This is a genomic window from Kitasatospora sp. NPDC087315 (genome assembly GCF_044744345.1).
Lineage (GTDB): Bacteria > Actinomycetota > Actinomycetes > Streptomycetales > Streptomycetaceae > Kitasatospora.
In genome coordinates this window covers 236703-263517 of record NZ_JBIUYD010000006.1, presented here as the reverse complement: position 1 = coordinate 263517, position 26815 = coordinate 236703, and the positions used below count along the sequence as shown (strand labels likewise).

Annotated in this window: 29 protein-coding genes; 26 read left to right on the top strand and 3 right to left on the bottom strand. The window is 73.9% G+C overall.

Annotation, left to right across the window (positions count from 1 at the left end):
* Positions 1-27 precede the first annotated feature (27 nt).
* The 20 genes from prcA to ACIO5D_RS11360 all read left to right on the top strand — a co-directional run bounded on the left by prcA (position 28) and on the right by ACIO5D_RS11360 (position 19528).
* On the top strand, positions 28-783 hold the full coding sequence (gene prcA / locus ACIO5D_RS11455) for a proteasome subunit alpha (protein ID WP_363608770.1): 756 nt from the start codon (positions 28-30) through the stop codon (positions 781-783).
* A gap of 269 nt (positions 784-1052) precedes the next feature.
* Complete coding sequence (gene pafA, locus ACIO5D_RS11450; RefSeq protein ID WP_363608768.1) at positions 1053-2414, top strand: Pup--protein ligase; 1362 nt, start codon at positions 1053-1055, stop codon at positions 2412-2414.
* 140 nt (positions 2415-2554) lie between these two features.
* The gene (locus ACIO5D_RS11445; RefSeq protein ID WP_363608766.1) at positions 2555-3544 is read left to right on the top strand and encodes an FKBP-type peptidyl-prolyl cis-trans isomerase; all 990 of its coding nucleotides are present in this window, start codon (positions 2555-2557) and stop codon (positions 3542-3544) included.
* 240 nt (positions 3545-3784) lie between these two features.
* Positions 3785-5095, top strand: coding sequence for an FKBP-type peptidyl-prolyl cis-trans isomerase (locus ACIO5D_RS11440; protein WP_400653613.1), 1311 nt, complete (start codon positions 3785-3787; stop codon positions 5093-5095).
* Positions 5096-5258: 163 nt separating this feature from the next.
* Positions 5259-5633: an FKBP-type peptidyl-prolyl cis-trans isomerase gene (locus tag ACIO5D_RS11435; RefSeq protein WP_363608762.1), complete on the top strand. Its 375-nt coding sequence runs from the start codon at positions 5259-5261 to the stop codon at positions 5631-5633.
* Between the two features lie 168 nt (positions 5634-5801).
* Entirely contained in the window at positions 5802-6824 is a 1023-nt protein-coding gene (locus ACIO5D_RS11430) for a WYL domain-containing protein (RefSeq protein ID WP_363608760.1), read from the top strand.
* Complete coding sequence (locus ACIO5D_RS11425) at positions 6821-7777, top strand: WYL domain-containing protein (protein ID WP_363608758.1); 957 nt, start codon at positions 6821-6823, stop codon at positions 7775-7777. The genes ACIO5D_RS11430 and ACIO5D_RS11425 overlap by 4 nt, the downstream gene beginning before the upstream one ends.
* A 3-nt stretch (positions 7778-7780) precedes the next feature.
* Positions 7781-8011, top strand: coding sequence for a hypothetical protein (locus ACIO5D_RS11420; protein ID WP_363608756.1), 231 nt, complete (start codon positions 7781-7783; stop codon positions 8009-8011).
* Positions 8012-8047: 36 nt separating this feature from the next.
* A complete protein-coding gene (locus ACIO5D_RS11415) occupies positions 8048-8224 on the top strand; it encodes a hypothetical protein (RefSeq protein ID WP_363608754.1) in 177 nt (58 codons plus the stop codon).
* A gap of 213 nt (positions 8225-8437) precedes the next feature.
* Positions 8438-8755: a Sec-independent protein translocase subunit TatA gene (gene tatA, locus ACIO5D_RS11410; protein WP_363608752.1), complete on the top strand. Its 318-nt coding sequence runs from the start codon at positions 8438-8440 to the stop codon at positions 8753-8755.
* A gap of 124 nt (positions 8756-8879) precedes the next feature.
* Positions 8880-9770: a twin-arginine translocase subunit TatC gene (gene tatC, locus ACIO5D_RS11405; protein WP_363608750.1), complete on the top strand. Its 891-nt coding sequence runs from the start codon at positions 8880-8882 to the stop codon at positions 9768-9770.
* 170 nt (positions 9771-9940) lie between these two features.
* Positions 9941-11104, top strand: a complete 1164-nt coding sequence (locus ACIO5D_RS11400) for an NAD(P)/FAD-dependent oxidoreductase (protein ID WP_400757511.1) — start codon at positions 9941-9943, stop codon at positions 11102-11104.
* 117 nt (positions 11105-11221) lie between these two features.
* Entirely contained in the window at positions 11222-11536 is a 315-nt protein-coding gene (locus tag ACIO5D_RS11395) for a (2Fe-2S)-binding protein (protein ID WP_400653610.1), read from the top strand.
* Positions 11517-12983 carry an NAD(P)/FAD-dependent oxidoreductase gene (locus ACIO5D_RS11390; protein WP_400794841.1) on the top strand — a complete coding sequence of 489 codons (1467 nt, stop codon included), beginning with the start codon at positions 11517-11519 and terminating at the stop codon, positions 12981-12983. The genes ACIO5D_RS11395 and ACIO5D_RS11390 overlap by 20 nt, the downstream gene beginning before the upstream one ends.
* 135 nt (positions 12984-13118) lie before the next feature.
* A complete protein-coding gene (locus ACIO5D_RS11385) occupies positions 13119-13982 on the top strand; it encodes a dihydrodipicolinate synthase family protein (protein WP_400653662.1) in 864 nt (287 codons plus the stop codon).
* A gap of 82 nt (positions 13983-14064) precedes the next feature.
* Positions 14065-15069, top strand: coding sequence for a proline racemase family protein (locus ACIO5D_RS11380; RefSeq protein ID WP_400757514.1), 1005 nt, complete (start codon positions 14065-14067; stop codon positions 15067-15069).
* 20 nt (positions 15070-15089) lie between these two features.
* Positions 15090-16454: an aldehyde dehydrogenase family protein gene (locus ACIO5D_RS11375; RefSeq protein WP_400794839.1), complete on the top strand. Its 1365-nt coding sequence runs from the start codon at positions 15090-15092 to the stop codon at positions 16452-16454.
* Complete coding sequence (locus ACIO5D_RS11370) at positions 16454-17500, top strand: proline racemase family protein (protein ID WP_363608737.1); 1047 nt, start codon at positions 16454-16456, stop codon at positions 17498-17500. Before ACIO5D_RS11375 ends, ACIO5D_RS11370 begins: the two co-directional genes overlap by 1 nt.
* Complete coding sequence (locus tag ACIO5D_RS11365) at positions 17497-18450, top strand: ornithine cyclodeaminase family protein (RefSeq protein ID WP_363608735.1); 954 nt, start codon at positions 17497-17499, stop codon at positions 18448-18450. The genes ACIO5D_RS11370 and ACIO5D_RS11365 overlap by 4 nt, the downstream gene beginning before the upstream one ends.
* A 367-nt stretch (positions 18451-18817) precedes the next feature.
* On the top strand, positions 18818-19528 hold the full coding sequence (locus ACIO5D_RS11360) for a GntR family transcriptional regulator (protein WP_400653607.1): 711 nt from the start codon (positions 18818-18820) through the stop codon (positions 19526-19528).
* A gap of 85 nt (positions 19529-19613) precedes the next feature.
* Here ACIO5D_RS11360 and ACIO5D_RS11355 read toward each other — a convergent pair whose 3' ends face one another.
* The gene (locus ACIO5D_RS11355) at positions 19614-20294 is read right to left on the bottom strand and encodes an ABC transporter ATP-binding protein (protein WP_400653606.1); all 681 of its coding nucleotides are present in this window, start codon (positions 20292-20294) and stop codon (positions 19614-19616) included.
* Positions 20291-21367, bottom strand: coding sequence for an ABC transporter permease (locus ACIO5D_RS11350; RefSeq protein WP_400757517.1), 1077 nt, complete (start codon positions 21365-21367; stop codon positions 20291-20293). Before ACIO5D_RS11350 ends, ACIO5D_RS11355 begins: the two co-directional genes overlap by 4 nt.
* 168 nt (positions 21368-21535) lie before the next feature.
* Between ACIO5D_RS11350 and ACIO5D_RS11345 the strand changes: the two genes are divergently transcribed.
* From ACIO5D_RS11345 to ACIO5D_RS11335, 3 genes are all read left to right on the top strand, one after another.
* Positions 21536-22750, top strand: a complete 1215-nt coding sequence (locus ACIO5D_RS11345) for a sensor histidine kinase (protein WP_363608727.1) — start codon at positions 21536-21538, stop codon at positions 22748-22750.
* A gap of 13 nt (positions 22751-22763) precedes the next feature.
* Positions 22764-23411, top strand: coding sequence for a response regulator (locus ACIO5D_RS11340; RefSeq protein ID WP_400653604.1), 648 nt, complete (start codon positions 22764-22766; stop codon positions 23409-23411).
* Between the two features lie 101 nt (positions 23412-23512).
* A complete protein-coding gene (locus ACIO5D_RS11335) occupies positions 23513-24538 on the top strand; it encodes a nitronate monooxygenase (RefSeq protein ID WP_400794837.1) in 1026 nt (341 codons plus the stop codon).
* Here the strand turns inward: ACIO5D_RS11335 and ACIO5D_RS11330 are convergent.
* Entirely contained in the window at positions 24526-24945 is a 420-nt protein-coding gene (locus ACIO5D_RS11330; protein WP_400757520.1) for a MerR family transcriptional regulator, read from the bottom strand. The two genes, ACIO5D_RS11335 and ACIO5D_RS11330, sit on opposite strands and share 13 nt — an antisense overlap.
* Before the next feature lie 95 nt (positions 24946-25040).
* On the opposite strand from ACIO5D_RS11330, the gene ACIO5D_RS11325 reads away from it, so the two are divergent.
* The 3 genes from ACIO5D_RS11325 to ACIO5D_RS11315 all read left to right on the top strand — a co-directional run bounded on the left by ACIO5D_RS11325 (position 25041) and on the right by ACIO5D_RS11315 (position 26808).
* Positions 25041-26012 carry an aldo/keto reductase gene (locus tag ACIO5D_RS11325; RefSeq protein WP_363608720.1) on the top strand — a complete coding sequence of 324 codons (972 nt, stop codon included), beginning with the start codon at positions 25041-25043 and terminating at the stop codon, positions 26010-26012.
* 98 nt (positions 26013-26110) lie between these two features.
* The gene (locus ACIO5D_RS11320; RefSeq protein WP_400653601.1) at positions 26111-26482 is read left to right on the top strand and encodes a type II toxin-antitoxin system RelE/ParE family toxin; all 372 of its coding nucleotides are present in this window, start codon (positions 26111-26113) and stop codon (positions 26480-26482) included.
* Positions 26479-26808, top strand: coding sequence for an XRE family transcriptional regulator (locus ACIO5D_RS11315; RefSeq protein ID WP_400653600.1), 330 nt, complete (start codon positions 26479-26481; stop codon positions 26806-26808). Before ACIO5D_RS11320 ends, ACIO5D_RS11315 begins: the two co-directional genes overlap by 4 nt.
* The last annotated feature ends 7 nt before the right edge of the window (positions 26809-26815 follow it).

The window sequence follows — 26815 nt, the reverse complement described above, 5'->3', positions numbered from 1 at the left end:
CACTCCTACAGGAAGGGACGACCGCCGGTGTCGACACCGTTCTACGTCTCGCCCCAGCAGGCCATGGCGGACCGCGCGGAGTACGCCCGCAAGGGCATCGCGCGCGGTCGCAGCGTGGTCGTGCTCACCTACGCCGACGGCATCGTCTTCGTCGCCGAGAACACCTCCCGGGCCCTCCACAAGGTCTCCGAGATCTACGACAAGATCGCCTTCGCGGCGGTCGGCCGCTACAACGAGTTCGAGAACCTGCGCATCGGCGGCGTCCGCTACGCCGACCTGCGCGGCTACTCCTACGACCGGGCCGACGTCACCGCCCGCGGCCTGGCCAACGTCTACGCCCAGACGCTCGGCACCATCTTCTCCTCGGTCGGCGAGAAGCCCTACGAGGTCGAGCTGATCGTGGCCGAGGTCGGCCGCACCCCGGACGAGGACCAGATCTACCGGCTCACGCCGGACGGCTCGGTCGTCGACGAGAAGAACTACGTCGTGGTCGGCGGCAACGCCGACTCGATCGGCAACTACCTGGGCCAGCGCCACCGCAGCGGGCTGACCCTCACCGAGGCGATCAAGGTCGCGGTGGACTCCCTCGCCCGGGACCCCAACGGGGGGAGCCCGCGCACCCTGACCCCCGAGCAGCTGGAGGTGGCGGTGCTCGACCGCCAGCGCTTCCAGCAGCGCAAGTTCAAGCGCATCCTGGGCGGCCAGCTCGGCCGCCTGCTCGACGGCGACCAGTCCGCCGAGTCGGACGACGACGAGAAGCCGGCGGCCGCGCCGCCGGAGTAGCAGCGCCAAGGGGTCCCGTACGGCGGTCGCCCGCCGTCGTGCGGGACTTCCTCCGGAGGCCCTCTCAGAGAACGGACGCCTCGTGACTCCTCCCCGACGGTCCAGACCATGGGGCTTCAAGCCCGCCTGACGGCTGGCCCCGGACAAGCCCTGCCCGCTGCCGAAGCAGGGGATCAGCCTAGAAGGCCTGCTGCGGCGCCGAGCCGCAGAATTCAGGATCCCGATCCGCTTACCGGCCAAAACCGGTGATTCCTTCGAAAGAAGGTGCCATGGACCGCCGAATTTTCGGGCTGGAGAACGAGTACGGCGTCACCTGCACATTCCGGGGACAGCGACGGCTGTCGCCGGACGAGGTGGCCCGGTACCTCTTCCGCCGTGTTGTCTCCTGGGGCCGCAGCAGCAACGTGTTCCTGCGCAACGGTGCCCGGCTCTACCTCGACGTCGGCTCGCACCCCGAGTACGCCACCCCCGAGTGCGACGACGTCGTCGAGCTGGTGACGCACGACAAGGCGGGCGAGCGCATCCTCGAAGGACTCCTGGTCGACGCCGAGCGGCGGCTGCACGAGGAGGGCATCGCGGGGGACGTCTACCTCTTCAAGAACAACACCGACTCGGCCGGCAACTCCTACGGCTGCCACGAGAACTACCTGGTGGCCCGGCACGGCGAGTTCTCCCGGCTGGCCGACGTGCTGATCCCGTTCCTGGTGACCCGCCAGCTGATCTGCGGCGCGGGCAAGGTGCTCCAGACGCCGCGCGGCGCGGTGTACTGCGTCAGCCAGCGCGCCGAGCACATCTGGGAGGGCGTCAGCTCCGCCACCACCCGCTCCCGCCCGATCATCAACACCCGCGACGAGCCGCACGCCGATGCCGAGCGCTACCGCCGGCTGCACGTGATCGTCGGCGACTCCAACATGTCCGAGACCACCACCCTGCTCAAGGTCGGCGCCACCGACCTGGTGCTGCGGCTGATCGAGGCCGGCGTGGTGATGCGCGACCTCACCCTGGAGAACCCGATCCGGGCGATCCGCGAGGTCAGCCACGACCTCACCGGCACCCACCAGGTACGGCTCGCCAACGGCCGCGAGGCCAGCGCGCTGGACATCCAGGAGGAGTACTTCACCAAGGCGCTGGACTTCGCCGACCGCAAGGGCATCAACACCGGGACCATCGCCCGGGTGCTCGAACTGTGGGGCCGCACACTGGAGGCCGTCCGGACCGAGAACCTGGACACCGTGGCCACCGAGATCGACTGGATCATGAAGTACAAGCTCATCGAGCGCTACCGCGCCAAGCACCAGATGGGCATGTCCAACCCGCGGGTGGCCCAGATCGACCTCGCGTACCACGACATCCACCGCCGGCGGGGCCTGTTCTACCTGCTCCAGGCCAAGGGGCAGGCGCAGCGGGTGACGACCGACCTCAAGACCTTCGAGGCCAAGTCGATCCCGCCGCAGACCACCCGGGCCCGGCTGCGCGGTGACTTCATCCGCCGGGCGCAGGAGCAGCGCCGCGACTTCACCGTGGACTGGGTGCACCTCAAGCTGAACGACCAGGCACAGCGCACGGTCCTGTGCAAGGACCCGTTCCGGTCGGTCGACGAGCGGGTGGAGAAGCTCATCGCGGGGATGTGACCTGCGCGGTCGCCCCCGTACGGCGAATGTGATCTTTGCGGTGCCCGGCCCCGGCGGTGTCTACCGGGGCCGGGCACCGCCGGGGCATACGCTGTCCGTCGAGTCCGGAGAGCCGACTTTGACCGACAGTTAGGAACGCCGTGCGCCGCACCGCGGGTTTGCTTCTCACCCTGCCCCTGCTGCTGGCGGTGGCCTGCAGCAGCTCCACCAAGGCGACCAGCCCGGCCACGCCGACGGCGGCCACCGCGGCCCCCACCGTGCCGGCCCCGGTGACCGAGGCCTCGCCGATGCCGACGCTGTCGGAGGGCGGGTTCGGGAGCAAGGCCACCATCACCATCCCCGAGGGGCAGCAGCCCAGCGGTCAGTTCGTGGTGAGCACCGTGAGCGAGGGCGACCGGTCCACGGTCAACAAGGGCGACTGGGTCACGGTCAACTACACGGCGAAGGACTGGACGACCGGCAAGGACCTGCCCAGCTCGTACGACGCCAACGGCAAGCCGCAGCTGTACCAGGCGGGCAGCGGGCAGCTGGTGCCCGCGTTCGACCAGACCGTGATCGGGAAGAAGGTCGGCAGCCGGCTGCTGGTGGTGGCCCCGCCGGCGGCCGCGTTCGGCAACCAGGGCAGCACCCAGCTCGGGGTGGCCGCGGGGGACACCGTGGTGTTCGTGCTGGACATCATGGAGAGCCTGCCGCAGGACTCCACCCTGTCGGGCACCATGACGCCGCCGCCCGCGACGATGCCGCAGGTGAAGGACAACGGCAAGGCCGCCGTCACGATCACCCTCCCGGCCGGGGAGGCCCCGCCCACCGACCTCCAGCAGGCCGTGCTGATCAAGGGCGAGGGCAAGCAGGTGAAGTCCGGGCAGACCCTGGTGGTGCAGTACACCGGGGTGCTGTGGAGCAACGGCCAGCAGTTCGACTCGTCCTGGAGCCACGGCGGCGCGCAGGCGCTGCAGATCGGCACCGGCAGTGTGATCGAGGGCTGGGACAAGGGCCTGGTCGGCCAGACCGTGGGCAGCAGGGTGCTGCTGGTCGTGCCGCCGGCCCTCGGCTACAAGGACGCGGCGCAGGGCTCGGTGCCGCCGAACTCGACACTGGTCTTCGTGATCGACATTCTTGAGGCGGTCTAGGAAGCCCGAGGCGGTCCGGGAAGCCTGTGGCGGCCCGGGAGGAGGGCCGGTCGGTTCCGTACGCCTGGGCGGGCACTCGCACAGGGAAGCGTCCCTCCTCATGCTGACCTGTCATACTGCCCTCGCACTGTGGTAGGCGCCGCCGGCGTCCGGTTCCCGGGCGGCAGTGCGACAGCACCCCGGCGCTCACCACGCCGGCCGTAGACCTCGAAGACCTCGTGGCGAGATGGATGGGGAGTCATGTCTGAGAAAGCGTCGAGCCCGGGCGGGGCCGGCACCGCGAACGGAAACTCCGCCGGTGATCCGGCTGACTCGCGGCCCGGTGGTCCGCTTCCGGGCGACGGCGAGTCGATCGTCGTACCGCCGTCGATCCTGAAGCAGCAGGCCGGCTGGGCCACGCCCGGCGAGGCCCCGCGGGCGGCGGGCGGGACGAAGACCGACGAGGCCCCGCAGATCTTCGCCTCGAACGTGCGCCGCCAGGAGGCCTCGGAGGCCGGGTACGCCGAGAACCCGCCCGGGGTGGGGAAGCTGGGCGTGATCCTCGGCACCGTGCTCGCCGTGCTGCTGGTCGGCAGCGGTATCACGCTGTACGTGGTGAACCGGGACGACTCCAAGTCGAGCACCGCCAAGCCCGCCGACGCGGCCAAGTCCGCGCCGCCCACGCCGACCGCCGAACCGGTGCCGCCGATCAAGGACAACGCCAAGGTGCTGCCGACGGTCACCGGCGAGTTCGGCAAGAAGGCCGGCATCGAGGTGCCCGCCGAGCAGGCCGACGGCTCCTTCGTCGTCAAGGTCCTCTCGGAGGGCAGCGGCCCCAAGGTCGAGAAGAACTCCTGGACCTCGGTCGACTACACCGCCAAGGACTGGACCACCGGCAAGGACATCCCGAGCTCGTACGACGAGACGGGCAAGCCGCAGATCTTCCAGGCCGGTACGGACGCGCTGATCCCGGCGCTGGACCAGGCCGTGCTCGGCAAGAAGGCCGGCAGCCGGATCCTCGTGGTGGCCCCGCCGGCCGCCGCGTTCGGCGCCCAGGGCAACCCGAGCATGTCGATCGGGGCCGCGGACAACCTGGTCTTCGTGATCGACATCCAGCGCTCCACCGCGGCGGACGCCGTGGTCAGCGGCACCGTCACCCCGCCGCCCGCGGACTTCCCGCAGGTCAAGGACAACGGCAAGAAGCCGGCCGACATCACCCCGGTGGCCGGCGCGGCCGACCCGACCGAGCTGAAGACGCATGTCCTGATCAAGGGCACCGGCCCCAAGGTGGAGAAGGGCGAGAAGGTCGTCGTCCAGTACACCGGCGCGCTCTTCAAGGACGGCAAGGTCTTCGACTCCTCGCTGAGCAAGGGCCAGGCGTTCTCCTTCCCGGTGGGCGGCGGCCAGGTCATCGCCGGCTGGGACCAGGGTCTGGAGGGCCAGACCGTCGGCAGCCGGGTCGAGCTGGTGATCCCCGCCTCGCTGGGGTACAAGGACCAGGCGCAGGGCGACATTCCGGCCAATTCCACCCTGGTGTTCGTGGTCGACATCCTGGATGCCGGTCAGGGCTGATCCACTTTCGGGTGACAATGGTGTGCGTGTGACCTTCGGGCCCGGCCGCGTGGCCGGGCCCGTACGGGCGGCGGGCGCCCGTACCGTGGTCCGGGAACGGACCGGGGGTGCGGGTGCCCGCCGCTTGGTCGTGTATGGAACCAAACCGTGAGAAGAGGCAGTTGTGAGCGACAAGACGAAGCCGGAGATCGACTTTCCGATCGGTGAGCCGCCGGCCGAGCTGCAGATCCGCGACCTCGAGGTCGGCACCGGCGAGGAGGCCAAGCCGGGCCAGGTCGTCGAGGTGCACTACGTCGGCGTGACCTTCGAGACCGGCGAGGAGTTCGACGCCAGCTGGAACCGGGGCAGCAGCTTCAAGTTCCCGCTCGGCGCCGGCCGGGTCATCAAGGGCTGGGACCAGGGCGTCGTCGGCATGAAGGTCGGCGGCCGCCGCGAGCTGGTCATCCCGGCGCACCTCGGGTACGGCAACCAGTCGCCGACGCCGCTCATCCCCGCGGGCTCGACGCTGATCTTCGTGGTCGACCTGCTGGGCGTCTGAGACCGGCCGCTCCACCGGGCCGCACCCCGTACCCGGGGTGCGGCCCCACGCGTTTGCGGACTCGGCTTTTGCAGCGCGTACCGCTACCGGTACGGTCGGTCCCGCCGGGTCGACATATGCCCGGCGGGCGCACCCCGCGCGCGGCGCGGCACACCGGAAGGGTCAGCGATGGCGATCGCCAAGGCAGAGCGGCTGATGAATCTCGCCCTGTGCCTGATGAACACCAGACGTCCGCTCTCCAAGAAGGAGCTGCGGGAATCCATCGAGGCGTACCGCGAGGCCTGGCAGCACAGCAGCGAGGACGCCTTCAACCGGATGTTCGAGCGGGACAAGGACGACCTGCGCGAACTCGGTCTGGTCATCGACGTGGACGAGAACGCCCTCGACGGCGAACTCGGCTACCTCGCCCGCGCCGACCGCAACCGGCTGCCGGAGATCGCCCTGGACGCCGAGGAGGCCGCGGCGCTGACCCTGGCCGCCCGGGTCTGGCAGCAGGCCAAGATGTCCGGCGCGGCCAGCGGCGCCCTGCAGAAGCTGCGCGCGGCCGGCGTGCCGTTCACCGAGGCCGAGGGCCGTACCGCCCTGGAACCGCGGATCCCCGCCCGGGAGAGCGCCTTCGAACCGCTGCTCACCGCCGCCCGCGACCGCCGCCCGGTCACCTTCGAGTACCGCAAGGCCGGTGCCGCCGCCGTCGAGCAGCGCACGGTCGAGCCCTGGGCCCTGGAGTGCTGGCGCGGCCACTGGTACCTGGCCGGCTGGGACCGCGACCGGCGTGACGCCCGGGTGTTCCGGCTCAGCCGGATGACCGGCAGGGTCCGCGCCCGCTCGGGCGCCTTCCTCGGCACCGTCCCCGAGCACGTCGACGTCCGGGCCACCGTCGCCAAGTTCGCCGGCGAGGGTGCCACCGCGACCGCCGCCGTCCGGGTCCGCCGCGGCGCCGGGTTCCCGCTGCGCACCAAGGCGCTGAGCAGCCGCCGGGTCGACGGGACCTGGGACGAACTGGAGATCCCGTACGGCAACGGGCTCGGCGCCGACCTCGCGGAGTTCGGTCCTGACGTGCTGGTGGTCGGCCCGGAGGAACTGCGCGCCGACGTGATCGACCGGCTGAGCGCCGTCGCCGGACCGGGCGCCGAGGCCGTCAACGACCCGGCCGCCACCGGCCCGGCCGCCACCGAAGGAGTGCGGGCATGAGCAACGCCATCGACCAGACCCGCCGGATGCTCTCGCTGGTCACCTATCTGCGCGAGCGCCCCGGCGCCGAGGTGGCCGAGGTGGCCCGTGCCTTCGGCATCACCGAGCGCGAGCTGATCGGCGACCTCAACGTGCTGCCGATGTGCGGCACCAGCTTCCGCGGCGGCGATCTGCTCGACATCGACACCGACGGCGAGCGGATCTGGTGGCACAACGTCGACGACGTCGCCCAGCCGCTGCGGCTGGCCGCCGACGAGGCGACCGCGCTGCTGGTCGCCGCCCGCGCGGTGGCCGGCCTGCCCGGCCTGCGGGCCGGTGACCGGGAGGCGCTCACCCGGGCCGTCGCCAAGATCGAGAACGCCGCCGGGGACAGCGCCGAGGGCAGCGCCAGGGTCGGGGTCACCTTCGAGGCCGAGAGCCACGTCTTCGCCGACATCGACCGCGCGCTCAGCGAGGGCCGCCGGCTCTGGCTGCGCTACTACTCGCACGGGCGCGGCGGCATGACCGAGCGCGAGGTCGACCCGATCCGGCTGCTCACCGAGGGCCACACCTACCTCGAGGCGTGGTGCCGCACCTCCGAGGACCACCGGATGTTCCGGCTCGACCGGGTCGCCGAGATCAAGGTGCTGGACGTCCCCTCCGACCCGCCGCGCCGCGAGCCGCGCGACCTCTCCGGCGGGCTGGTCAACCCGTCCGCCGACGATCCCGAGGTGGTCGTCGAGGTCTCCTCCGGCGGGCGCTGGGTGGCCGAGTACTACACCCACGACCGGGCCGAGGAACTGCCCGACGGCGGCCTGCGGATCACCCTGCGCAGCGCCGACCCGTCGCAGCTGCGCCCGCTGGCGCTGCGGCTCGGCCGGGACGGGCGGATCGTCTCCCCGCCGGAGCTCGTGGAGCAGGCGCGGTCGGCGGCGCTGGAGGCGCTGGCCGGCTACCGGGAGGGGCAGGTCTGAGCCGTGGAGCCCGGTACCAGATTCAAGGTGTACTGCTCGGAGTGCCGCGAGAAGGTGGACCTGCCGGCGGACGAGTTCCGCCTCACCCTCGGTCGGACCCCGGCCCAGGCGCACTACAGCTTCAGCTGCCCGCTCTGCGGGGCGGCGGTGCGCAAGCCGGCCGGGGAGAAGATCGTCACGGCGCTGACCGGCGCCGGGGTGCGCACCATGCGGCTCGTCCCGGTGGAGGGCTGAGCGGGGCCTCCCGCGCGGCCGGATAGGGTGGTGGCCATGTCCTGGATGCTCGTCGCCGCCGTCCTGCTCGCCACCGCCGGGCTGCTGGTCCTCGGCGTTCTCGCGATCCGGCTCTGGCTGGACGTGCGGACGCTGGCCAAGGGGGTGGACGCCGCCTCCCGGGCGCTGGCCGAGGCGGCCGGCGACCTCGCGGCGGCGGTGCCGGGGCGCTGAACCGCCCGCGGACCCGCCCCGGTCCGGGACGGCCGTTGGTGCACGGGGCTGCTGCGCGGGGGCGGCGGCGCGTTACGCTCTCAGATGGCTCCTGAAGTGCGACTGGGGGCCGCTGTCCTGTTCGGGCGGCCGTCGTCAGGGCGTCACCCGCAGCGGTTACCATCCCCGCAGCGGGCGGCCCACCGGTGCCGCCATGACTGAAGGTGGTCGAGCATGCGGATCTCGCCGACTGCGATCCTGGTGGTCGTCGTTCTTGCCATTCTGCTTTTCGGTGCCAAGCGACTGCCCGATCTGGCGCGTTCGCTCGGCCAGTCGATGCGGATCCTGAAGAGCGAGACCAAGGCGATGCGTTCGGACGGTGCCGCGGACGAGGGCGCGCCGGCGCAGCCCGCGCCCGCCGTGAGCGTCGAATCCGGCGCGGCGAAGACCATCCAGGCCGCTCCCGGGGCGTCCGCCACGGCCCGGCCGGTGACCGAATCGGTCCCGGGGCAGGCGGCCCAGCCGACGGCCGACGGCGGCCGGCCGCGCTGAGCGGCGCGCGACGCACGCGATCATGGGAGGCCCGTCGACCGGCGGGCCTCGACGCACGAGTTGAGGACCGGGGTTGAGCAAGCTCTCCAAGGCGTCTAAGGCGCCCAAGGATCCTGAGGGGCGGATGGCCCTCGCCGACCACCTGCGGGAACTGCGGAACCGCGTGGTCAAGTCGGTCCTGGCGATCGTGCTGATCACGATCGTCGCGGCGATCTACCACAAGCAGATCGAGACCTTCCTGCTGAAGCCACTGCCGCAGTGCACGCCGGAGACGGCCTTCAAGTACGACGGCAAGTGCGCCCAGGTCTCCAACATCGGTCTCACCGCCGGCTTCACCTGGATGCTCAAGGTGTCGCTGACGACGGGCGTGGTCGCCACCGTGCCGATCTGGCTGTACCAGGTCTGGGCCTTCGTGGCGCCCGGTCTGCACCGGCACGAGCGCAAGTACACCGTCATCTTCATGGCCTGCGGCGCGCCGCTGTTCCTGGCCGGTGTGGGCTGCGCGTTCCTGCTGCTCCCGACCACGGTCGAGGTGCTGATCTCGTTCACCCCGAACGGCACCACCCCGATCCTGCCGCCCGAGGACTACTTCGACATCGCCACCAGGATGGTGCTGGTCTTCGGCCTGGCCTTCGAGTTCCCACTGCTGCTCGTGATGCTCAACATGGTCGGCATGGTCACCGGCAAGCGCCTGCTGGGCTGGTGGCGCGGCATGATCATGGGCATCACGGTGTTCGCCGCCTTCGCCACGCCGAGCGCCGACCCGTTGAGCATGCTGGCGCTGGCCGCGCCGATCTGGGGGCTGTACTTCGTCGCCGTGGCCATCGCGATGATCAACGACCGGCGGAAGGCGCGTCGCAACCCCGACTTCGGGCTGAGCGACGAGGAGGCCTCGGAGCTGGACCTCTCGGTGCAGCCGGTGGCCGGGGCGGAGGCCGTGGAGGCGTCCGTCACGCCGGTCGCCGGGGCTCCGGTACCGGCCGCCCGGCACGAGCAGATGGACGACATCACCTGAGGCCCTGACGCGCCCTGAGCCCCGGTCCGCCGTCTTCCGGCGGGCCGGGGCTCTTGCGTCGGCCGGGGGGTTCGCGCAGGCCGGGGCTCTGCTGCGGGGTCGGCCGGGTTGCTCGTGGCCGGACGGCGGGGGCTCTTGGCAGGTTCGATGGCATGTGACATATTACTGCCGTGTCCAAGTCCCAGAGACCTCCCCTGGATGTCCTCGTGGTCGGTGCCGGTGTGGTCGGCGCCGCCTGCGCGTACTACGCCGCCCGCGCCGGACTCGCCGTCGCCGTCGTCGACCGCGGGCCGGTCGCCGGTGGCACCACCGGTGCCGGTGAGGGCAACCTGCTGGTCTCCGACAAGGAGCCCGGCCCCGAGCTCGACCTCGCGCTGTTCAGCGCCGGGCTCTGGCAGGAGCTGGTGCCCGTCCTCGGCCCCGCCGTCGAGTACGAGCCCAAGGGCGGCCTGGTGGTCGCCGCCACCCCGGCCCGGCAGGACGCCCTGCGGGCCTTCGCCCAGAAGCAGGCGACGGCCGGCGTCACCGCCGAGGAGATCCCCGGCGAGCGGCTGCGCGAACTCGAACCCCACCTCGCCCCCGGGCTGGCCGGCGGCTTCCTCTACCCGCAGGACGCCCAGGTCCAGCCCGCGCTGGCCGCCGCCCACCTGCTGCGCGTCGCCCGGCGGGACGGTGCCCTGCTCTACACCGGCGAGACCGTCCGGGCGGTGCGGACCGGAACGGACGGGGCCGTGCTCGGCGTCGAGACCGACCGGCGGCGGCTGGACGCGCCCGCCGTGGTCAACGCCGCCGGCACCTGGGGCGGCGAACTGGCCGCGCTCGCCGGTGTGCACCTGCCGGTGCTGCCCCGGCGCGGCTTCGTCCTGGTGACCGAACCGCTGCCGAGGATCGTCCGGCGCAAGGTCTACGCGGCCGACTACGTCGCGGACGTGGCCAGCGGCTCGGCCGCGCTGCAGACCTCCGCCGTGGTCGAGGGCACCCCCGGCGGGCCGGTGCTGATCGGCGCCAGCCGGGAGCGGGTCGGCTTCGACCGGACCCTCTCGGTGGAGGTGCTGCACCGGCTCGCCGCGCAGGCGGCCGCGCTGTTCCCCGTCCTGGCGGACGTCAGCGTGCTGCGCGCCTACCGGGGCTTCCGCCCGTACCTGCCGGACCATCTGCCCGCGATCGGCGCCGACCCGCGGGTGCCCGGGCTGTACCACGCCTGCGGCCACGAGGGCGCGGGCATCGGGCTGGCTCCGGCGACCGGGCTGCTGATCAGCCGGCAGCTCACCGGCGAACGGCCCGGGCTGGACCTCGAACCGTTCCGGGCCGACCGGTTCCCGGCCGCCTCGTGAACCGTGCGACGGACCGGAACCACCTCGCGCCGTGCCCGAACCGCCGCGAACCCGCCGAACAGCCGAGCCGCTGAGCCGCTGAGCCGAGACCGAGAACCTGGAACGGAGAACCCGCTGATGCGCCGTACCCCCGCCGCCCTGGTCGGGGCGGAACCCGGCCCCGCCCACACCATCGAGTTCGACGGCCGGCCCGTCCCCGCACTGCCGGGACAGTCGATCGCCGCCGCGCTCTGGGCCGACGGCGTGCTCGCCTGGCGCACCACCCGGGTGGGCGGCCGGCCGCGCGGGGCGTTCTGCGGGATCGGCGCCTGCTTCGACTGTCTGGCCACCGTGGACGGCCGCCCCAACCAGCGCACCTGCCTGCTCCCCGCCGAGCCCGGCACCACCGTCACCACCCAGGAGGGCAACGGCCGTGCCGACCTCGCCGTCTGACCGCCAGGAGCGGTCCTACGACCTCGCCGTGATCGGGGCCGGCCCGGCCGGGCTCGCCGCCGCCGTGACCGCCGCCGACCTCGGTCTGCGCTGCGCCCTGCTGGACGCGGGCCCGCGCACCGGCGGCCAGTACTACCGCCACCCCGCGCCCGGCCTCGGCGCCGCCCGGCCCGACCGGCTGCACCACGGCTGGTCGGTCTACACCGGCCTGGCGGACCGGCTCGCCGCCCACGAGACCGCCGGCCGGGTCGACTTCCTCGGCGGCCACCAGGTGTGGGCGGCCGAGCGGGCCGGCGACACGGCGTGGGTGCTGCACGCCACCCTCGGGCCCGGGGCCGACGACCGGGCGACCGTCCGCGCCGCCGCCCTGCTGCTCGCCACCGGCGCGTACGAGCGACAGCTGCCGTTCCCCGGCTGGACACTGCCCGGGGTGGTCACCGCGGGCGGGGCGCAGGCCATGCTCAAGGCCGGCCTGGTCCTGCCCGGCCGGCGGATCGTGGTGGCCGGCAGTGGACCGTTGCTGCTCGCGGCCGCCTCCTCGCTGGTCACCGCAGGGGCCGAGGTGCCCGCGGTGGTCGAGGCCACCGACTACCTCGGCTACGCCCGGCGCCCCGGCGTGCTGGCCGCCGTCCCGGCCAAGCTCGTCGAGGGGGCCGGCCACGGCGCCGCGCTGCTGCGCCACGGCGTCCGGCTGCGCCGGCGCAGCGCCGTGGTCGAGGCGCACGGGACCGACCGGGTCACCGCCGTCACGGTAGCCCGGCTGGACGCCGACTGGCGGCCGGTGCCCGGCACCGAACGGCGGATCGCCTGCGACGCCCTCGCCGTCGGCCACGGCCTGCTGCCGCAGATCGAACTGGCCACCGAGCTGGGCGCCGAGACCAGGACCACCCCGGACGGTACGGCCGCGCTCAAGGTCGACGCCCGGCTGCGCACCACCGTCCCCGGTCTCTGGGCGGCCGGCGAGACCTGCGGCGTCGGCGGCGCCGACCTGGCGATCGCCGAGGGCGAGCTGGCCGCGCACGCGGTGGCCGACCGCCCGGTGCGCGCCGCGCTGCTGCGCCGCCGCGCCCGGCTGCGGGCCTTCGCCGGGCTGATGGCCGCCGCGCACCGCCCCGGCCCGGGCTGGACGGAGTGGCTGCGCCCGGACACCGACGTCTGCCGCTGCGAGGAGGTCCCCGTCGCCGCGATCCGCGAGGCGGTGGACGAGCTGGGCGCGGGGGACGCGCGGACCGTCAAGCTGCTCACCCGGGCCGGGATGGGCTGGTGCCAGGGCCGGATGTGCGGTCCGGCGGTGGCCTGCCTGGCCGGTGGCGGTCCGGACGGCGGTTCGGACGGCGGTTCGGACGGCGGTTCGGGCGGCGGCGAGGTGCCGGCCGACCGGCGACCGCTGGCCTGCCCGGTGCCGCTCTCGCAGCTCGCCGCCGGGCCGGGGCCCGAAGACGGCTGAGCGCCGGCGGACCGACGAACTCGCCGCCGGGGGCTCTTGCCTCCGGCGTCGCCCTCTAATAAAATGTCACACCTCACCAAGGAGTCATCTGTGTCCAACACCGCGTACGACGCCACCCGTCCCTGGCGCGGCGTCATGGTCGCCACCACGATCCCGCTGCGCCCGGACCTCTCCGTCGACTACGACGCCTACGCCGACCACGTCCGCTGGCTGATCGAGTCCGGCTGCGACGGCGTCGTCCCCAACGGATCTCTGGGCGAGTACCAGACCCTCACCGACGAGGAGCGCGTCCGGATCGTCGAGGTCGCGGTCGAGGCCGCCGGCGACGGCGCCCGCGTGATGCCGGGTGTGGCCGCGTACGGCAGCGCCGAGTCCCGCCGCTGGGCCGAGCAGGCCGCCGAGGCCGGCGCCGGCTCCGTCCTGCTGCTGCCGCCGAACGCCTACCGCGCGGACCACACCGCCGTCCGCGGGCACTACGCCGAGGTGGCCAGGGCGGGCATCCCGATCGTCGCGTACAACAACCCCATCGACACCAAGGTCGACCTGGTGCCCGCGCTGCTGGCGCAGCTGCACGCCGAGGGCTCGATCGTGGCGGTCAAGGAGTTCAGCGGCGACGTCCGGCGGGCGTACGAGATCGCCGAGCTGGCCCCCGGCCTGGACCTGCTGATCGGCGCCGACGACGTGCTGCTGGAGCTGGCCCTGGCCGGCGCCGTCGGCTGGATCGCCGGCTACCCGAACGCCCTGCCGGAGGCCAGTGTGGCGCTCTACCGGGCCGCCGTCGAGCACGACCTGGACACCGCGCTGCCGCTCTACAAGGCGCTGCACTCGCTGCTGCGCTGGGACTCCAAGACCGAGTTCGTCCAGGCGATCAAGCTCTCGATGGACATCGCCGGGCGCCCCGGCGGCCCGACCCGCGCGCCGCGCCTGCCGCTCACCCCGGAGATCGAGGCGGCCGTCCGCGCGGCCACCGAGAAGGCGCTGGCCGAGGGCCTCGCGTAGCACGAACACCCCAAGGACCGGCCGGCTGCGGGGGCAGCCGGCCCCCGGCCCACCCACCCCACCCCGACGGGAGTCGCCACCCATGCGCAGCCGCCACGTGTTCCACGCCGTCGACTCGCACACCGAGGGCATGCCGACCCGGGTCATCATCGGCGGCTTCGGCATCATCCCCGGCGCCACCATGGCCGAGCGGCGTGTGCACTTCCAGCAGCACCTGGACCACTTCCGCACCCTGCTGATGTACGAGCCGCGCGGCCACGCCGCGATGAGCGGCGCCATCCTGCAGCCGCCGACCCGCCCGGACGCCGACTACGGCGTGCTCTACATCGAGGTCTCCGGCCTGCTGCCGATGTGCGGCCACGGGACCATCGGCGTCGCCACGGTGCTGGTCGAGACCGGCATGGTGCCGGTGGTGGAGCCGGTCACCACCGTCCGGCTGGACACGCCCGCCGGGCTGGTGATCGCCGAGGTGCTGGTCGAGGACGGCGCCGCCAAGGCGGTGACCATCCGCAACGTGCCCTCCTACTCCGTCGCCCTGGACCGCAAGATCGAGGTGCCCGGCTACGGCACGGTCGGCTACGACCTCGCCTACGGCGGCAACTTCTACGCGATCCTGCCGCTCGCCGAGTTCGGGCTGCCGTTCGAGCGCGAGCGCAAGCAGGAGATCCTGGACGCCGGCCTGGCCCTGATGGACGCCGTCAACGCCGGTCCCGACCGGCCGGTGCACCCGGAGAACCCGTCCATCCACAGCTGCCACCACGTCCAGTTGCTCGCCCCCGGCTCCACCGCCGGGCACTCCCGGCACGCGATGGCCATCCACCCCGGCTGGTTCGACCGCTCGCCCTGCGGCACCGGCACCTCCGCCCGGATGGCGCAGCTGCACGCGCGCGGCGAGCTGCCGCTCGGCCAGGACTTCCGCAACGACTCCTTCATCGGGACGACCTTCACCGGCCGCCTGGTCGAGGAGACCGAGGTGGCCGGGCGGCCCGCCGTGGTGCCCACCGTCACCGGGCGGGCCTGGATCACCGGCACCGCCCAGTACTTCCTCGACCCGAGCGACCCGTTCCCGGCCGGGTTCCTGCTCTGAACCACCGAAGGGTTCCCGCTGTGACCATCACTTCCCTCAACCCCGCCGACCCCGCGGACCTCGTCCTCGCGGTCGAGGCGCCCGGCGCGCAGGCCGTCCGGGCCGCCGTCGGACGGGCCAGGACCGCGCAGGCCGGCTGGCACGCGGCCGGCGCCGCGGCCCGCTCGGCCGCGCTCACCCGGATCGCCGAGGCCGTCGAGGCGCACGCCGACGAGCTGACCGCGCTGATCGTCCGCGAGGTCGGCAAGCCGCTCGCCGAGGCGCGCGGCGAGGTCGCCAGGACCGCCGCGATCTGGCGCTACTACGCGCAGGCGCCCTTCGAGCCGTCCGGCGCCGTCCACGAGCCCGCCGCCGGACCGGGCCTGCTGCTCACCCGGCGCCGCCCGTACGGTGTCGCCGGGCTGATCACGCCGTGGAACTTCCCGCTGGCGATCCCGACCTGGAAGGCCGCGCCGGGGCTGGCCGTCGGCAACACCGCCGTGCTCAAGCCGGCGCCGGAGGCGACCGCGTGCGCGCTGCGGCTGGCCGAGCTGGCCGCGGCGGCGGGCCTGCCCGAGGGCGTGCTGACGGTGCTGCCGGGCGGAGCGGAGGAGGGCGAGGCGCTGGTCGACGCGGCGGACGTGGTGTCGTTCACCGGTTCGACCGGGGTCGGCCGGGCCGTCGTCCACGCCGCCACCGGGCGCGGGGTGCCGGTCCAGGCCGAACTGGGCGGCCTGAACGCCGCGCTGGTCCTGCCGGACGCCGACATCGAGCAGGCCGCGGCCCATCTGGCGGCCGCCATCGCCGGGTACGCCGGGCAGAAGTGCACCGCCACCAGCCGGGTGATCGCCGTCGGCGAGGCGTACGAGCCGCTGCGCGCCGCGCTGGTGAAGGCGCTCGGCCTGGTCGACGACACGGCCTGCGGGCCCGTCATCTCCGCCGCCGCCCGCGACCGGCTCACCGGAGCCGTCGCCTCGGCGCGCGCCGAGGGGGCCACCGTGCTCACCGGCGGGGCGGTGCCCGAGCGGGCCGGCTGGTACGTCGAGCCGACCCTGCTCGCCGACGTGCCCGCCGAACACCCGCTGCGGCGCGAGGAGTTCTTCGGCCCGATCGCCGTCCTGCTGCCCGCCGCGGACCTGGACGAGGCGATCGCGCTGGCCAACGACACCCCGCACAGCCTGGCCACCTCGGTGCACAGCCGCAGCCTGGACACCGCGCTCGCCGCCGCCGACCGGCTGGACGCGGGCATGATCCGGGTCAACGCGCCGTCCAGCGGCGTCGACTTCCACCTGCCGTTCGGCGGCGCCAAGGGCGCGAGCCACGGCGACCGCGAACAGGGCCGGGCCGCACTGGACTTCTACACCGCGAGCCGGACCGTCACCCTGCTCCCGGCCGGGGGTGCGTGATGACCGGCGTGGTGGAGGGCGTGGTGGAGACGGTCGACTACCACACGGCCGGTGAGCCGTTCCGGATCGTGGTGGGCGGGGCGCCGGTGATCCCCGGCGACGGCGTCGCCGAGCGGCGGGCCGTCGCGATCGGCGCGGGCGGTACGGCGACCGCGCCCCGGCCGAGCGCGCTCGACCAGGTGCGGCAACTGCTCACCCGCGAGCCGCGCGGGCACGCGGGCATGTACGGCGGGTTCCTGGTGCCGCCGGACGACGACGAGGCGCACCTCGGGGTGCTGTTCTGGCACAAGGACGGCTACTCCACGGCCTGCGGGCACGGCACCATCGCGCTCGGCGCCTTCGCGGTGGACTCCGGGCTCGTCGCGGCGCCCGAGGACGGCGTGGCGCGGGTGCGGATCGACGTCCCGTCCGGGCGGGTCACCGCCCTGGTGCACCGTGCGGGCGGCCGGACCACCGGTGTGACCTTCCGCAACGTGCCGACCCGGGTGAGCGCGCTGAAGCTGCCGGTGGAGACCTCGCGCGGCACCGTGGAGGTGGCGGTCGCGCATGCCGGGGCCTGCTACGCCTCGGTGCCGGCGGCGGCGTTCGGCCTGTCGGTCGAGCCCGGGCTGCTGCCCGAACTCACCGCCGTGGGGCGGGAGATCAGGGCCGCGCTGGCCGGCTCGGAGGCCGTCGCCCACCCCGAGGACCCACGGCTGTCCGGCGTCTACGGGGTCATCCTGTACGACGAACTGCCGGACGTCGGCAAGCGGTTGAGCCAGCGCAACGTCACGGTCTTCGCCGACGGCCAGATCGACCGCTCACCGTGCGGCTCCGGCACCTCGGCGCGGCTCGCCGTGCTCGCCGCCGAGGGGCGGCTCGCGCCCGGCGAGGAGCTGTGGCACGAGTCGGTCATCGGCACCGTCTTCACCGGCCGGGTCCTGCCCGGCGGCGACCCGCGGGCCGGGGGCGTCGTCACCGAGGTCACCGGCACCGCCCACCGCACCGGCGAGCACCGCTTCCTGCTCGACGGGGACGACACGCTGGGAACGGGGTTCCTGCTGTGACCGCCGACCGCCGCGAGGCCCCCACCCTGTCCGGCGCGGCGGCTGAGCCGCTCCAGTACGCCGCGCCGGGCGCCGCCGGGCTGACGCCCACCCAGGCCGCCGACGCGATCGAGCGGGTGCTGCTCGACGGGCTGGACCCGGAGACCGCGCCCGCCCGGTCGGCGGTGCCGGTGCCCGCCGGGGAGCTGCTGCTGATGCCGGCGGCCTCGGCGGAGTACGCCGGGGTGAAGATCGCCGGGGTCGCGCCCGCCAACCCCGGCATCGGGCTGCCCCGGATCACCGGCAGCTACCTGCTGCTGGACGGGCCGACCCTCCAGCCCGTCGCCCTGCTGGACGGCGCCGCCCTGACCGCCCTGCGCACGCCCGCCGTCACCGCCGTCGCGCTGCGCCGGCTGGCCGCGCCGGACGCCGCGCACCTGGTGCTGTTCGGCGCCGGACCGCAGGCGTACGGGCATCTGGACGCGCTGCTCGGCATCCGGTCGCTGACCAGGCTCACCGTGGTCGCCCGCAGTGCGGCGCCCGCCGAGGCGCTGGCCCGGTACGCCCGGGCGCGCGGGCTGGACGCCGCGGTGGGGACGCCCGAGGCGGTGGCCCAGGCCGACCTGGTGGTCTGCTGCACCACCGCCCGTACCCCGCTGTTCGACGGGGCGCTGGTGCCCGACCACGCCGCCGTGGCGGCGGTCGGCTCGCACGAGCCGCAGGCGCGGGAGGTGGACGGCGTGCTGGTCCGCCGCGCCGAGCTGTACGTGGAGGCGCGGGCCGCCGCGCTGCGGGAGGCCGGCGACCTGCTGATGGCGGGTGTCACGGGCGACGAACCGCTCTGGAACCTGGCCGAGCTGGTGCGCGGCGAGGTGCCGGTGCCGTCGGACCGGCCGCGCTTCTTCAAGAGCGTCGGCATGGCCTGGCAGGACCTCGCCGTCGCGGCGGCGGTCCACCGGATCGGGCTGTGATGAACGCGTGAGGCGCGGCCCCGCCACCGGCTGACGCCCGGGCCCGTTACCCCGGGTGGTGGTTCGGTGTTGTACGGGACGGCCGGAGGCCGCGGCCGGTGTGGTGGGGAGGGATCCCCCGCCGTGCCGGCCGCTTCCGCGTTCCACCGGCCCGGCGGCGGATGCCGGGCAGCGGGTCGGGCTGTTCGGGGAGGGGTGGGGCAGGGAGTGCGGTATCGTCCGTTGCCACGCGCGGCGGCCGCTGCCACCATGGCGTCGGTGGCCGGTGTGCCGGGCCGTCCGGTGGGCCGCCCGAATCGCGGACTGTTGCACACTCAACGTAACGTGACATTGTACACTGGTGTTCTGCAACCTCCGGAGGAACACCATGGCCGACCTCAAACCCCGCACTCTGATCTCCGTCCAGGAGCGGCTGCGCGATCAGGTCGCCCACGCCCTCCGGGCCGCCTTGATCTCCGGTGAACTCCGCCCCGGCGTGGTCTACTCCGCGCCCGCCCTCGCCGCCGACTTCGGCGTCTCCGCCACCCCCGTCCGCGAGGCGATGCTCGACCTCGCCCGCGAGGGCCTGGTCGAGGCCGTCCGCAACAAGGGCTTCCGGGTCACCGAACTCACCGAGCGCGACCTCGACGACTTCACCGAGATCCGCGCCCTGATCGAGGTCCCCACCGTCGGCCGGGTCACCCGCACCGCCACCCCCGAGCAGCTGGAGCGGCTCCGCCCGCAGGCCGAGGCGATCGTCGCCGCCGCCCGCAAGCACGACCTGATCGGCTACCTGGAGGCCGACCGCCAGTTCCACCTCGACCTGCTCGGTCTGGCCGGCAACGCCCGCCTGGTCGAGGTCGTCGGCGACCTGCGCAAGCGTTCCCGCCTCTACGGCCTCAACCGCCTCGACCAGCGCGGCGAGCTGGTCTCCTCCGCCGAGGAGCACCTGGAGCTCCTCGACCTCATGATCTCCGCCGACGCCGACGCCGCCGAGGCCTGCATGGCCCGCCACCTCGGCCACGTCCGCTCCCTCTGGGCCGCAGGCCAGGAGGAGACCGAGGCGGACCGTCCGGCGCTGCGCCTGCGGGCGCGGTAGGGGGCGGCAGTCGTTCACGCTGCCGGAGTCGATCGGGGCGTCGGTGACGCTGTCGGTGGACGACGTCCTCGCCGTGAAGAAGTAGTCACGCCACCGCCGGAGTCGTGAGGCGGCCGTCGTGGACCTCGGCGATCTGGTCGACGGCGGTCAGGTGGGTGCGGTCGTGGGTGACCAGGACGGTGGCGGTGGCCCGGCGGTGGGTGAGCTCGGTGACCAGGTCGATGACGGCGGCGCCGCGCTCGTGGTCCAGGGCGCTGGTGGGCTCGTCGATCAGCAGCACGGTGGGGTCGTTCATCAGGGCGCGGGCGATGTTGACGCGCTGGCGCTGACCGCCGGAGAGCTGGTTCGGGCGGCGGGCGGCCTGGGCGCGCAGGCCGACGGCGTCGAGGAGTTCGAGGGCCCGGGGGAGAGCGGCGCGCGGGGAGCGGCCGTCCAGGTGGGCCATCACCTGGAGCTGTTCGGCGGCGGTCAGTGAGGGCAGCAGGTTCGCCTGCTGGAAGACGATGCCGATCCGGTGCCGCCGCAGCGCGGTGAGTTCGGCCCGCCCCAGGCCGGTGGTCTCCACGCCGTCCACCACCACCCGGCCGGAGTCCGGGGTGATCAGCGTCGCGGCGACGGCCAGCAGACTGGACTTGCCGGAGCCGGACGGGCCGACCACCGCGGTGATCGAGCCCTTCGGGACGGTGAGCGAGACCTCGTCCAGGGCGGTGAGCCGGCCGTCGCCGTCCGGGTAGGTGAGGGTGATGTGGTCGAGGTGCAGGCTCATCGGGCGCTCCCCAGGGCGGTCAGCGGGTCGACGGAGGTGATCCGGCGGATGGACAGGGCCGCGCCGACCGCGCCGAGCGCGATCATCACGGCGGCCGGGAACAGGACGGTCGGCGCGTCCAGGACGAACGGGACGGTCGAGCCGATCAGCGCGCCGACGGCCGCCGCCAGCGCCGTGCCGACGGCCGTGCCGAGCACCAGCAGCAGGACGGCCTGGCCGAGCGCGTCCTTCAGCAGATAGCGGGTGGAGGCGCCGAGCGCCTTCAGCACCGCGATGTCGCCGCTGCGCTGGATCGTCCAGACGGTGAAGAACGCGCCGATGACCAGGGCCGAGATGGCGAACAGGAAGCCGCGCATCAGTTGCAGCGAGCCGTTCTCCGAGGTGTAGGAGCCGATCGCGGCGAGCGCGTCGTCCCGGCCGCGGGTCTCGGTGCCGTACTGGCCGTCGGCGGTCGCGAGGTCCGCACCGGTGGCGGTGGTCAGGGCGATCACGGTGGCGTGCCCGGCGCCGCCCGGGGCGAACGCCTGCCAGTCGGTGAGGCTGGTCCAGACGACGGGGGTGTGGCTGTACGAGGCCTCGCCGGTCACCGCCGCGACCTGGAGCGGGTGGCCGGCCAGGCTGAAGTTCGCGCCGGGCCGCAGGCCGCCCAGGTCCTCGGCGGCGGCCTCGGACAGGACGGCGCGACCGGGTGCGATCAGCGCGCCCTGCGGGGCCAGCCCGGAGCCGTCCGGGACGCCGAAGGCGGAGAGCGCGGCGGTGCGCCGGTCGGCGGCCGCCTTGGTGGTGGTGATGCCGAGCGGCTCCGCGGCGGTGACACCGGGCGTCCGGGCCCAGCCCTGCCACTGTTCGGGCGTGACCTGGGAGTCGGTGAAGGAGAGCTTCTGACCGTCGGCCGGCTTCGAGAAGACCAGGTGGTCGGCGGGCAGGCCGGTGATCGCGGAGATGTTCTGCCGCCCCAGCCCGGCCGTCAGACCGGACAACAGGCCGACCAGTACGGTGATCAGCACGATGACGGTCCCCATCAGGGCGAACCGCCCCTTGGCGAACCCCAGATCCCTCCAGGCGACGAACACGAATGGCCCTTTCTTCCGTGAGGCTCTTCCCCGACGCTCACCACAGTGGCGGAGGAGGGGCCGGAGGGGCATCGCCCGGGGGATTGGATCCCCGGCATCAAAGGTGAGAAGCGGAGTTCAACCTTTTGATTGATGCCTGAGGACGGGTGCGGATCCTAGGCTGGACGGATGGCGACCGAACGATTCCGCACCACCCCCGTCGCCCGCGTACTCCAGGTCTGCCTGCACCTGCTGGTGGCGGGCCTGCTCGCGCTCGCCGTCGCCCGCGCCGTGGTCGGCCGGGGCGGCGACCCGGCGGCCGTCATCGCCGCCGCCACCGCGATGGCCGCCGTCTACGCGGCCGGCCCGCTGGTCGGCGCCGTCCGCCGGTCGCGGCGGGCCGCCGCGCTCTGGCTGGCACTGCTCGGCGTGACCTGGGTCGGGGTGCTGATCGCCACCCCGGACGGGGTCTGGCTGGCCTTCCCGCTCTACTTCCTGGAGCTGCACCTGCTCGGCCGCCGGTCGGGGCTCGTCGCCGTCGGGCTCACCGCGGTGGCCGCGATCACCGCGTACTCCTGGCACCTGCACATCCTCAGCCTGGCCGCGGCCATCGGACCGGCCCTCGGCGGGGCCGTCGCGGTGGCCACCGTCTTCGGCTACCAGGCGCTCTACCGGGAGAGCGAGGAGCGGCGCCGGCTCATCGACGAACTGACCGAGGCCCGCGCCGACCTCGCCGCCGCCCACCACGCCGCCGGGGTGCTGGCCGAGCGGGAGCGCCTCGCCCGGGAGATCCACGACACCCTGGCCCAGAGCCTCTCCAGCATCCAGCTGCTGCTGCGCGCGGCCCAGCGGGCCCTGCCCGAGCGCACCGAGGCCGCCGCAGGCCATGTCGAGCAGGCCCGGCAGGCCGCCCAGGACAGCCTCGCCGAGGCCCGCCGCTTCGTCCGCGCGCTCACCCCGCCCGACCTGGAGGGCGGCTCCCTGCCCCTCGCCCTCGAACGGCTCTGCGCCACCACGACGGCGCACAGCGGTCTGCCCGTCCGGCTGCATGTCGCGGGCGATCCGGTGCGGCTGCCGGTGCCGCAGGAGGTCGCGCTGCTGCGGATCGCGCAGTCCGCGCTCGGAAACACCGTCCGGCATGCGCGGGCCTCGCACGCAGAGGTGACGCTCAGCTACATGGAGGGCGAGGTGGCGCTGGACGTGCTGGACGACGGGGCCGGGTTCGACCCGGCGGCGGTCGCCTCCGGCGCGGCGGCGGGGGAGGGGGACGGCGGGTTCGGGCTGCCGTCGATGCGGGCGAGGGCGCGGGCGCTGGGCGGTACCTTCGCGGTGGAGTCCGCGCCGGGGGAGGGGACGGCGCTCGCCGTGCTGCTGCCCGTCGCCGCTGTCGAGGAGCGTCCGTGACCGAGGAGCGTTTGTGACCGACCAGCTGATCCGACTGCTGCTCGCGGACGACCACCCGGTGGTCCGGGCCGGGCTGCGCGCCGTCCTGGAGAGCGAGCGGGACTTCGTCATCGTGGCCGAGGCCGCCACCGCCGAGCGGGCGGTCGAACTGGCGGCGGAGGCCGAGGTCGACGTGGTGCTGATGGACCTGCAGTTCGGCCCCGGCTCGACGATGAACGGCGCGCAGGCCACCGCGGCCATCACCGCCCGGCCGGGCGCGCCCCGGGTGCTGATCGTCACCACCTACGACACCGACGCGGACACCCTGCCCGCGCTGGAGGCCGGGGCCACCGGCTACCTGCTCAAGGACGCGCCGCCGGAGGAGCTGGCCCGGGCCGTGCGCGCGGCGGCGGAGGGCCGGTCGGCGCTGGCGGCCACGGTGGCGGACCGGCTGCTGGAGCGGATGCGGACCCCCTCGGCGGCGCTGAGCGCACGGGAGACGGAGGTGCTGGGGCTGGTCGCCGACGGGCTGACCAACCAGCAGATCAGCCGGCAGCTGCACCTGAGCCAGGCCACCGTGAAGTCGCACCTGGTGCACATCTACACCAAGTTGGGGGTGGACTCGCGTACGGCGGCGGTGCGGGAGGCGCGCGGGCGGGGGCTGATCCGGCGCGGGGGCTGATCCGGTGCCGGGTGCGGGCGGCGGTCGGCCGCCGCCGGGCGGGCGTAGGGTGGGCCGGGTTCGAACCGCTTTGTGTACGTGTGGAGTGGAGGAACCCCCTCATGGCCGTCCGTCTCGACGAACTCGCCGTTCCCGTCATCGCCGCGCCGATGGCCGGCGGCGCCTCCACCCCGGAGCTGGTGGCCGCCGTGAACGGGACCGGCACCCTGGGATTTCTCGCCGCCGGGTACCGCAGCGCCGCCGCGATGGTCGAACAGATCCACCGGACACGTGAGTTGACGGACCGGCCGTTCGGCGTGAACCTCTTCGTCCCTGCCGCGCCCGGCGATCCGGCGGCCGTCGCCGGGTACCGGGCGCACCTGCTGCCGGAGGCCGAGCGCTGGGGCGTCCGGCTCCCCGAGACGATCGCACCGGACCGCGACGACTGGGACGCCAAGATCGCCGCGCTGCTGGCCGGGCCCGTCCCCGTCGTCTCGTACACCTTCGGCCTGCCCTCGCCCGAGGAGGCGCGGGCGCTACGGGCCGCCGGGGCGTACCAGATCGGCACCGTCACCACGCCCGAGGAGGCGCGGCACGCGGAGGCGGCCGGGATGGACGCGCTCTGCGTGCAGGGTCCGGAGGCGGGCGGACACCGCGCCACCCACCGGGTGGCGGACCGCCCGGGGGCCGTCCCGCTGCTCGAACTCCTCACCGCCGTACGGGCGGTGACGGCGCTGCCGCTGATCGCGGCGGGCGGCCTCGCCGACGGTCCGGCCATCGCCGCCGCGCTGCGGGCCGGGGCGGTGGCCGTCCAGGTGGGCACGGCGCTGCTGCGCTCGGACGAGTCCGGCGCCTCGGCCGCGCACAAGGCCGCCCTCGCCGAACTCCCGGACACCGTCGTCACCCGGGCCTTCACCGGCCGCCCGGCCCGCGGCCTGCGCAACGCCTTCATCGAGCGGTACGAGCCGTACGCCCCGCCCGCCTACCCCGAGGTGCACCACCTCACCCAGCCGCTGCGCGCGGCGGCGACGGCGCGGGCGGACACCGACGCCATGCACCTGTGGGCCGGCACCGGCCACCGCTCGGCCCGCACCGGTCCGGTGGCGGCCATCGTCGAGGAGCTGTGGCGGGCGGCTCAGCGGTCCTGACCGGCGCCCCCGGCGCCCCCGGCGCCCTCGGCGTGGAGAAAGGCGCGGTAGTGGCCGATCTTCGCCCGGATGTGTTCCTGCTGCCGCCGCAGGTGGGCGAGTTGCTCCTCCACCTGCGCGTCGTGCTCCTCCAGGACGGTGAGCCGCTGCGCCACGGTGCCGTCGCCGCCGCGCGCCAGTTCGGCGAAGCGCAGCATGCCGGCGATCGGCATCCCGGTGTCCCGCAGGCAGCGCAGCATGCCGAGCCAGGCGAGGTCGTGCTCGCTGAACCGCCGATGACCGGTCCGGGCGCGCTGCACACTGCCCAGCAGGCCGATGCGTTCGTAGTACCGCAGGGTGTCCAGGCTGAACCCGGACCGCTCCACCGCCTCCGCGGGCGTCAACAGCTCACTGCCGGATGCACTCATGCGAATGATCATGCCACCGTTGCCGGTTGACCTGGACCGCGCTCCAGCTGCCAGGGTTTCCGGTACGAACCCCACCGCTCTTCACGGAGGAAACCGTGCGCCACCGCACTCTTGGACGCCGCGCCGACGGAACCCCCGGGCCCGAGGTCAGCGTGCTCTGCCTGGGCGCGATGCCGTTCGGCACCCGGGTCGACGAGGCCCGCGCCTTCGCGCTGCTGGACCGTTTCACCGAGCGGGGCGGCACCTTCGTCGACACGGCGGACAACTACAGCTTCTGGCACGACGGCGCCTGCGGCGACGAGAGCGAGCTGGTGCTCGGCCGGTGGTTCGCGGCGCGCGGCAACCGGGACGCCGTGGTGCTGGCCACCAAGGTCGGCGCCCGCCCGGCCGGCCCGGGGGAGTGGCCGGCCAACGCGGAGGGGCTGTCGGCGGCAGCGGTCCGTACCGCCGTCGACGGCAGCCTGAAGCGGCTGGGCACCGAGCGGATCGACCTGCTGTACGGGCACCTGGACGATCGCCGGGCGCCGCTGGCGGAGACGGTCGACGCCTTCGGGGCCCTGGTCCGGGAGGGCACGGTCGACGTCCTGGGCAGCAGCAACCAGCTGACCTGGCGGCTGGAGCGGGCCCGTGCGCTGGCCCGCACCCGGGGCCTGGCCGGGTACAGCTGTCTCCAGCAGCGCCACACGTACCTGCGGCCGCGGCCGGGCGCGGACTTCGGGGTCCAGCAGCCCGTCACCCCCGAACTGCTCGACTACGTCCGCGCCGAGCCCGGCCTCACCCTGCTCGCCTACGGCCCGCTGCTGCACGGCGCCTACGCGGCCCCGGCCCGGCCGCTGCCCCCGCAGTACGACCACCCGGACTCGGCGGCCCGGCTCGCCGCCCTGCGTGAGGTCGCCGCCGACACCGGCGCCACCCCGGGCCAGGTCGTCCTGGCCTGGCTCCTCGGCGGTGACATCCCTGTCCTCCCCGTCATCGGGGCCACCACCCTCGCCCAGCTCGACGAGGCCCTCGACGCCGCCGACCTCGACCTCACCCCTGCCCAGCGCACCCACCTCGACGGGGCGTGAGCGCCGGGGCGCGGGCCGGAGCCCGTGTCGTCCCCCGGAAGAGTGGATAGCCGGGCGAGGGGCCGGTAACGTATAAGACACAACTTAACGTAGCGGGTATGTGGGAGATCACTCTTCTTGGGCCGGTGAACGACTGGTACTTGCAGCTCTGCGACGACGATCCCAAGACCGCCAGCAACATCCTCGATGCGCTCGACCTGCTGGCCGAAGTGGGACCGACGCTGGGGCGGCCCGCAGTGGACCGTATCCATCGCAGCCGACTGCACAACCTCAAGGAGTTGAGGCCAGGGTCGTCCGGCGGAAGCGAGGTGCGCATGTTGTTCGTCTTCGACACGCAACGGGAGGCCATCGTTCTTGTGGCGGGCGACAAGTCGGGGCGTTGGTCCGAGTGGTACGAGGAGTCCATTCCTTTGGCGGAGGCCCGGTACGCGGATTACGTCGAGGAACAGCGGAAGGGAGAAAACGCATGAAGGGCCGTAGTTGGACCGAGGTGCGCGCCGAGGTGATGGAGCGGTTTCCCGAGCTGGCCACGCCCGAGGCGGAGGCGGAGCGGGCCCGGATGCGGCTGGAGACGCTGGCGCGGATCCGCGGGTACGAGCTGGCGGAGCTGCGGCGGAAGGCGGGGCTGACGCAGCGGGAGGTGGCCGGGCTGCTGGGGGTGAGCCAGGCGCGGGTGTCGCAGATCGAGCACGGGCAGGTGGACAGCCTCGACAACCTGCGGGCCTATGCGGCGGCGATCGGTGGCGAGGTGGAGGTGACCGTGCGGCAGGGGGATCGGACGGTCAAGGTGGCCTGATCCCCCT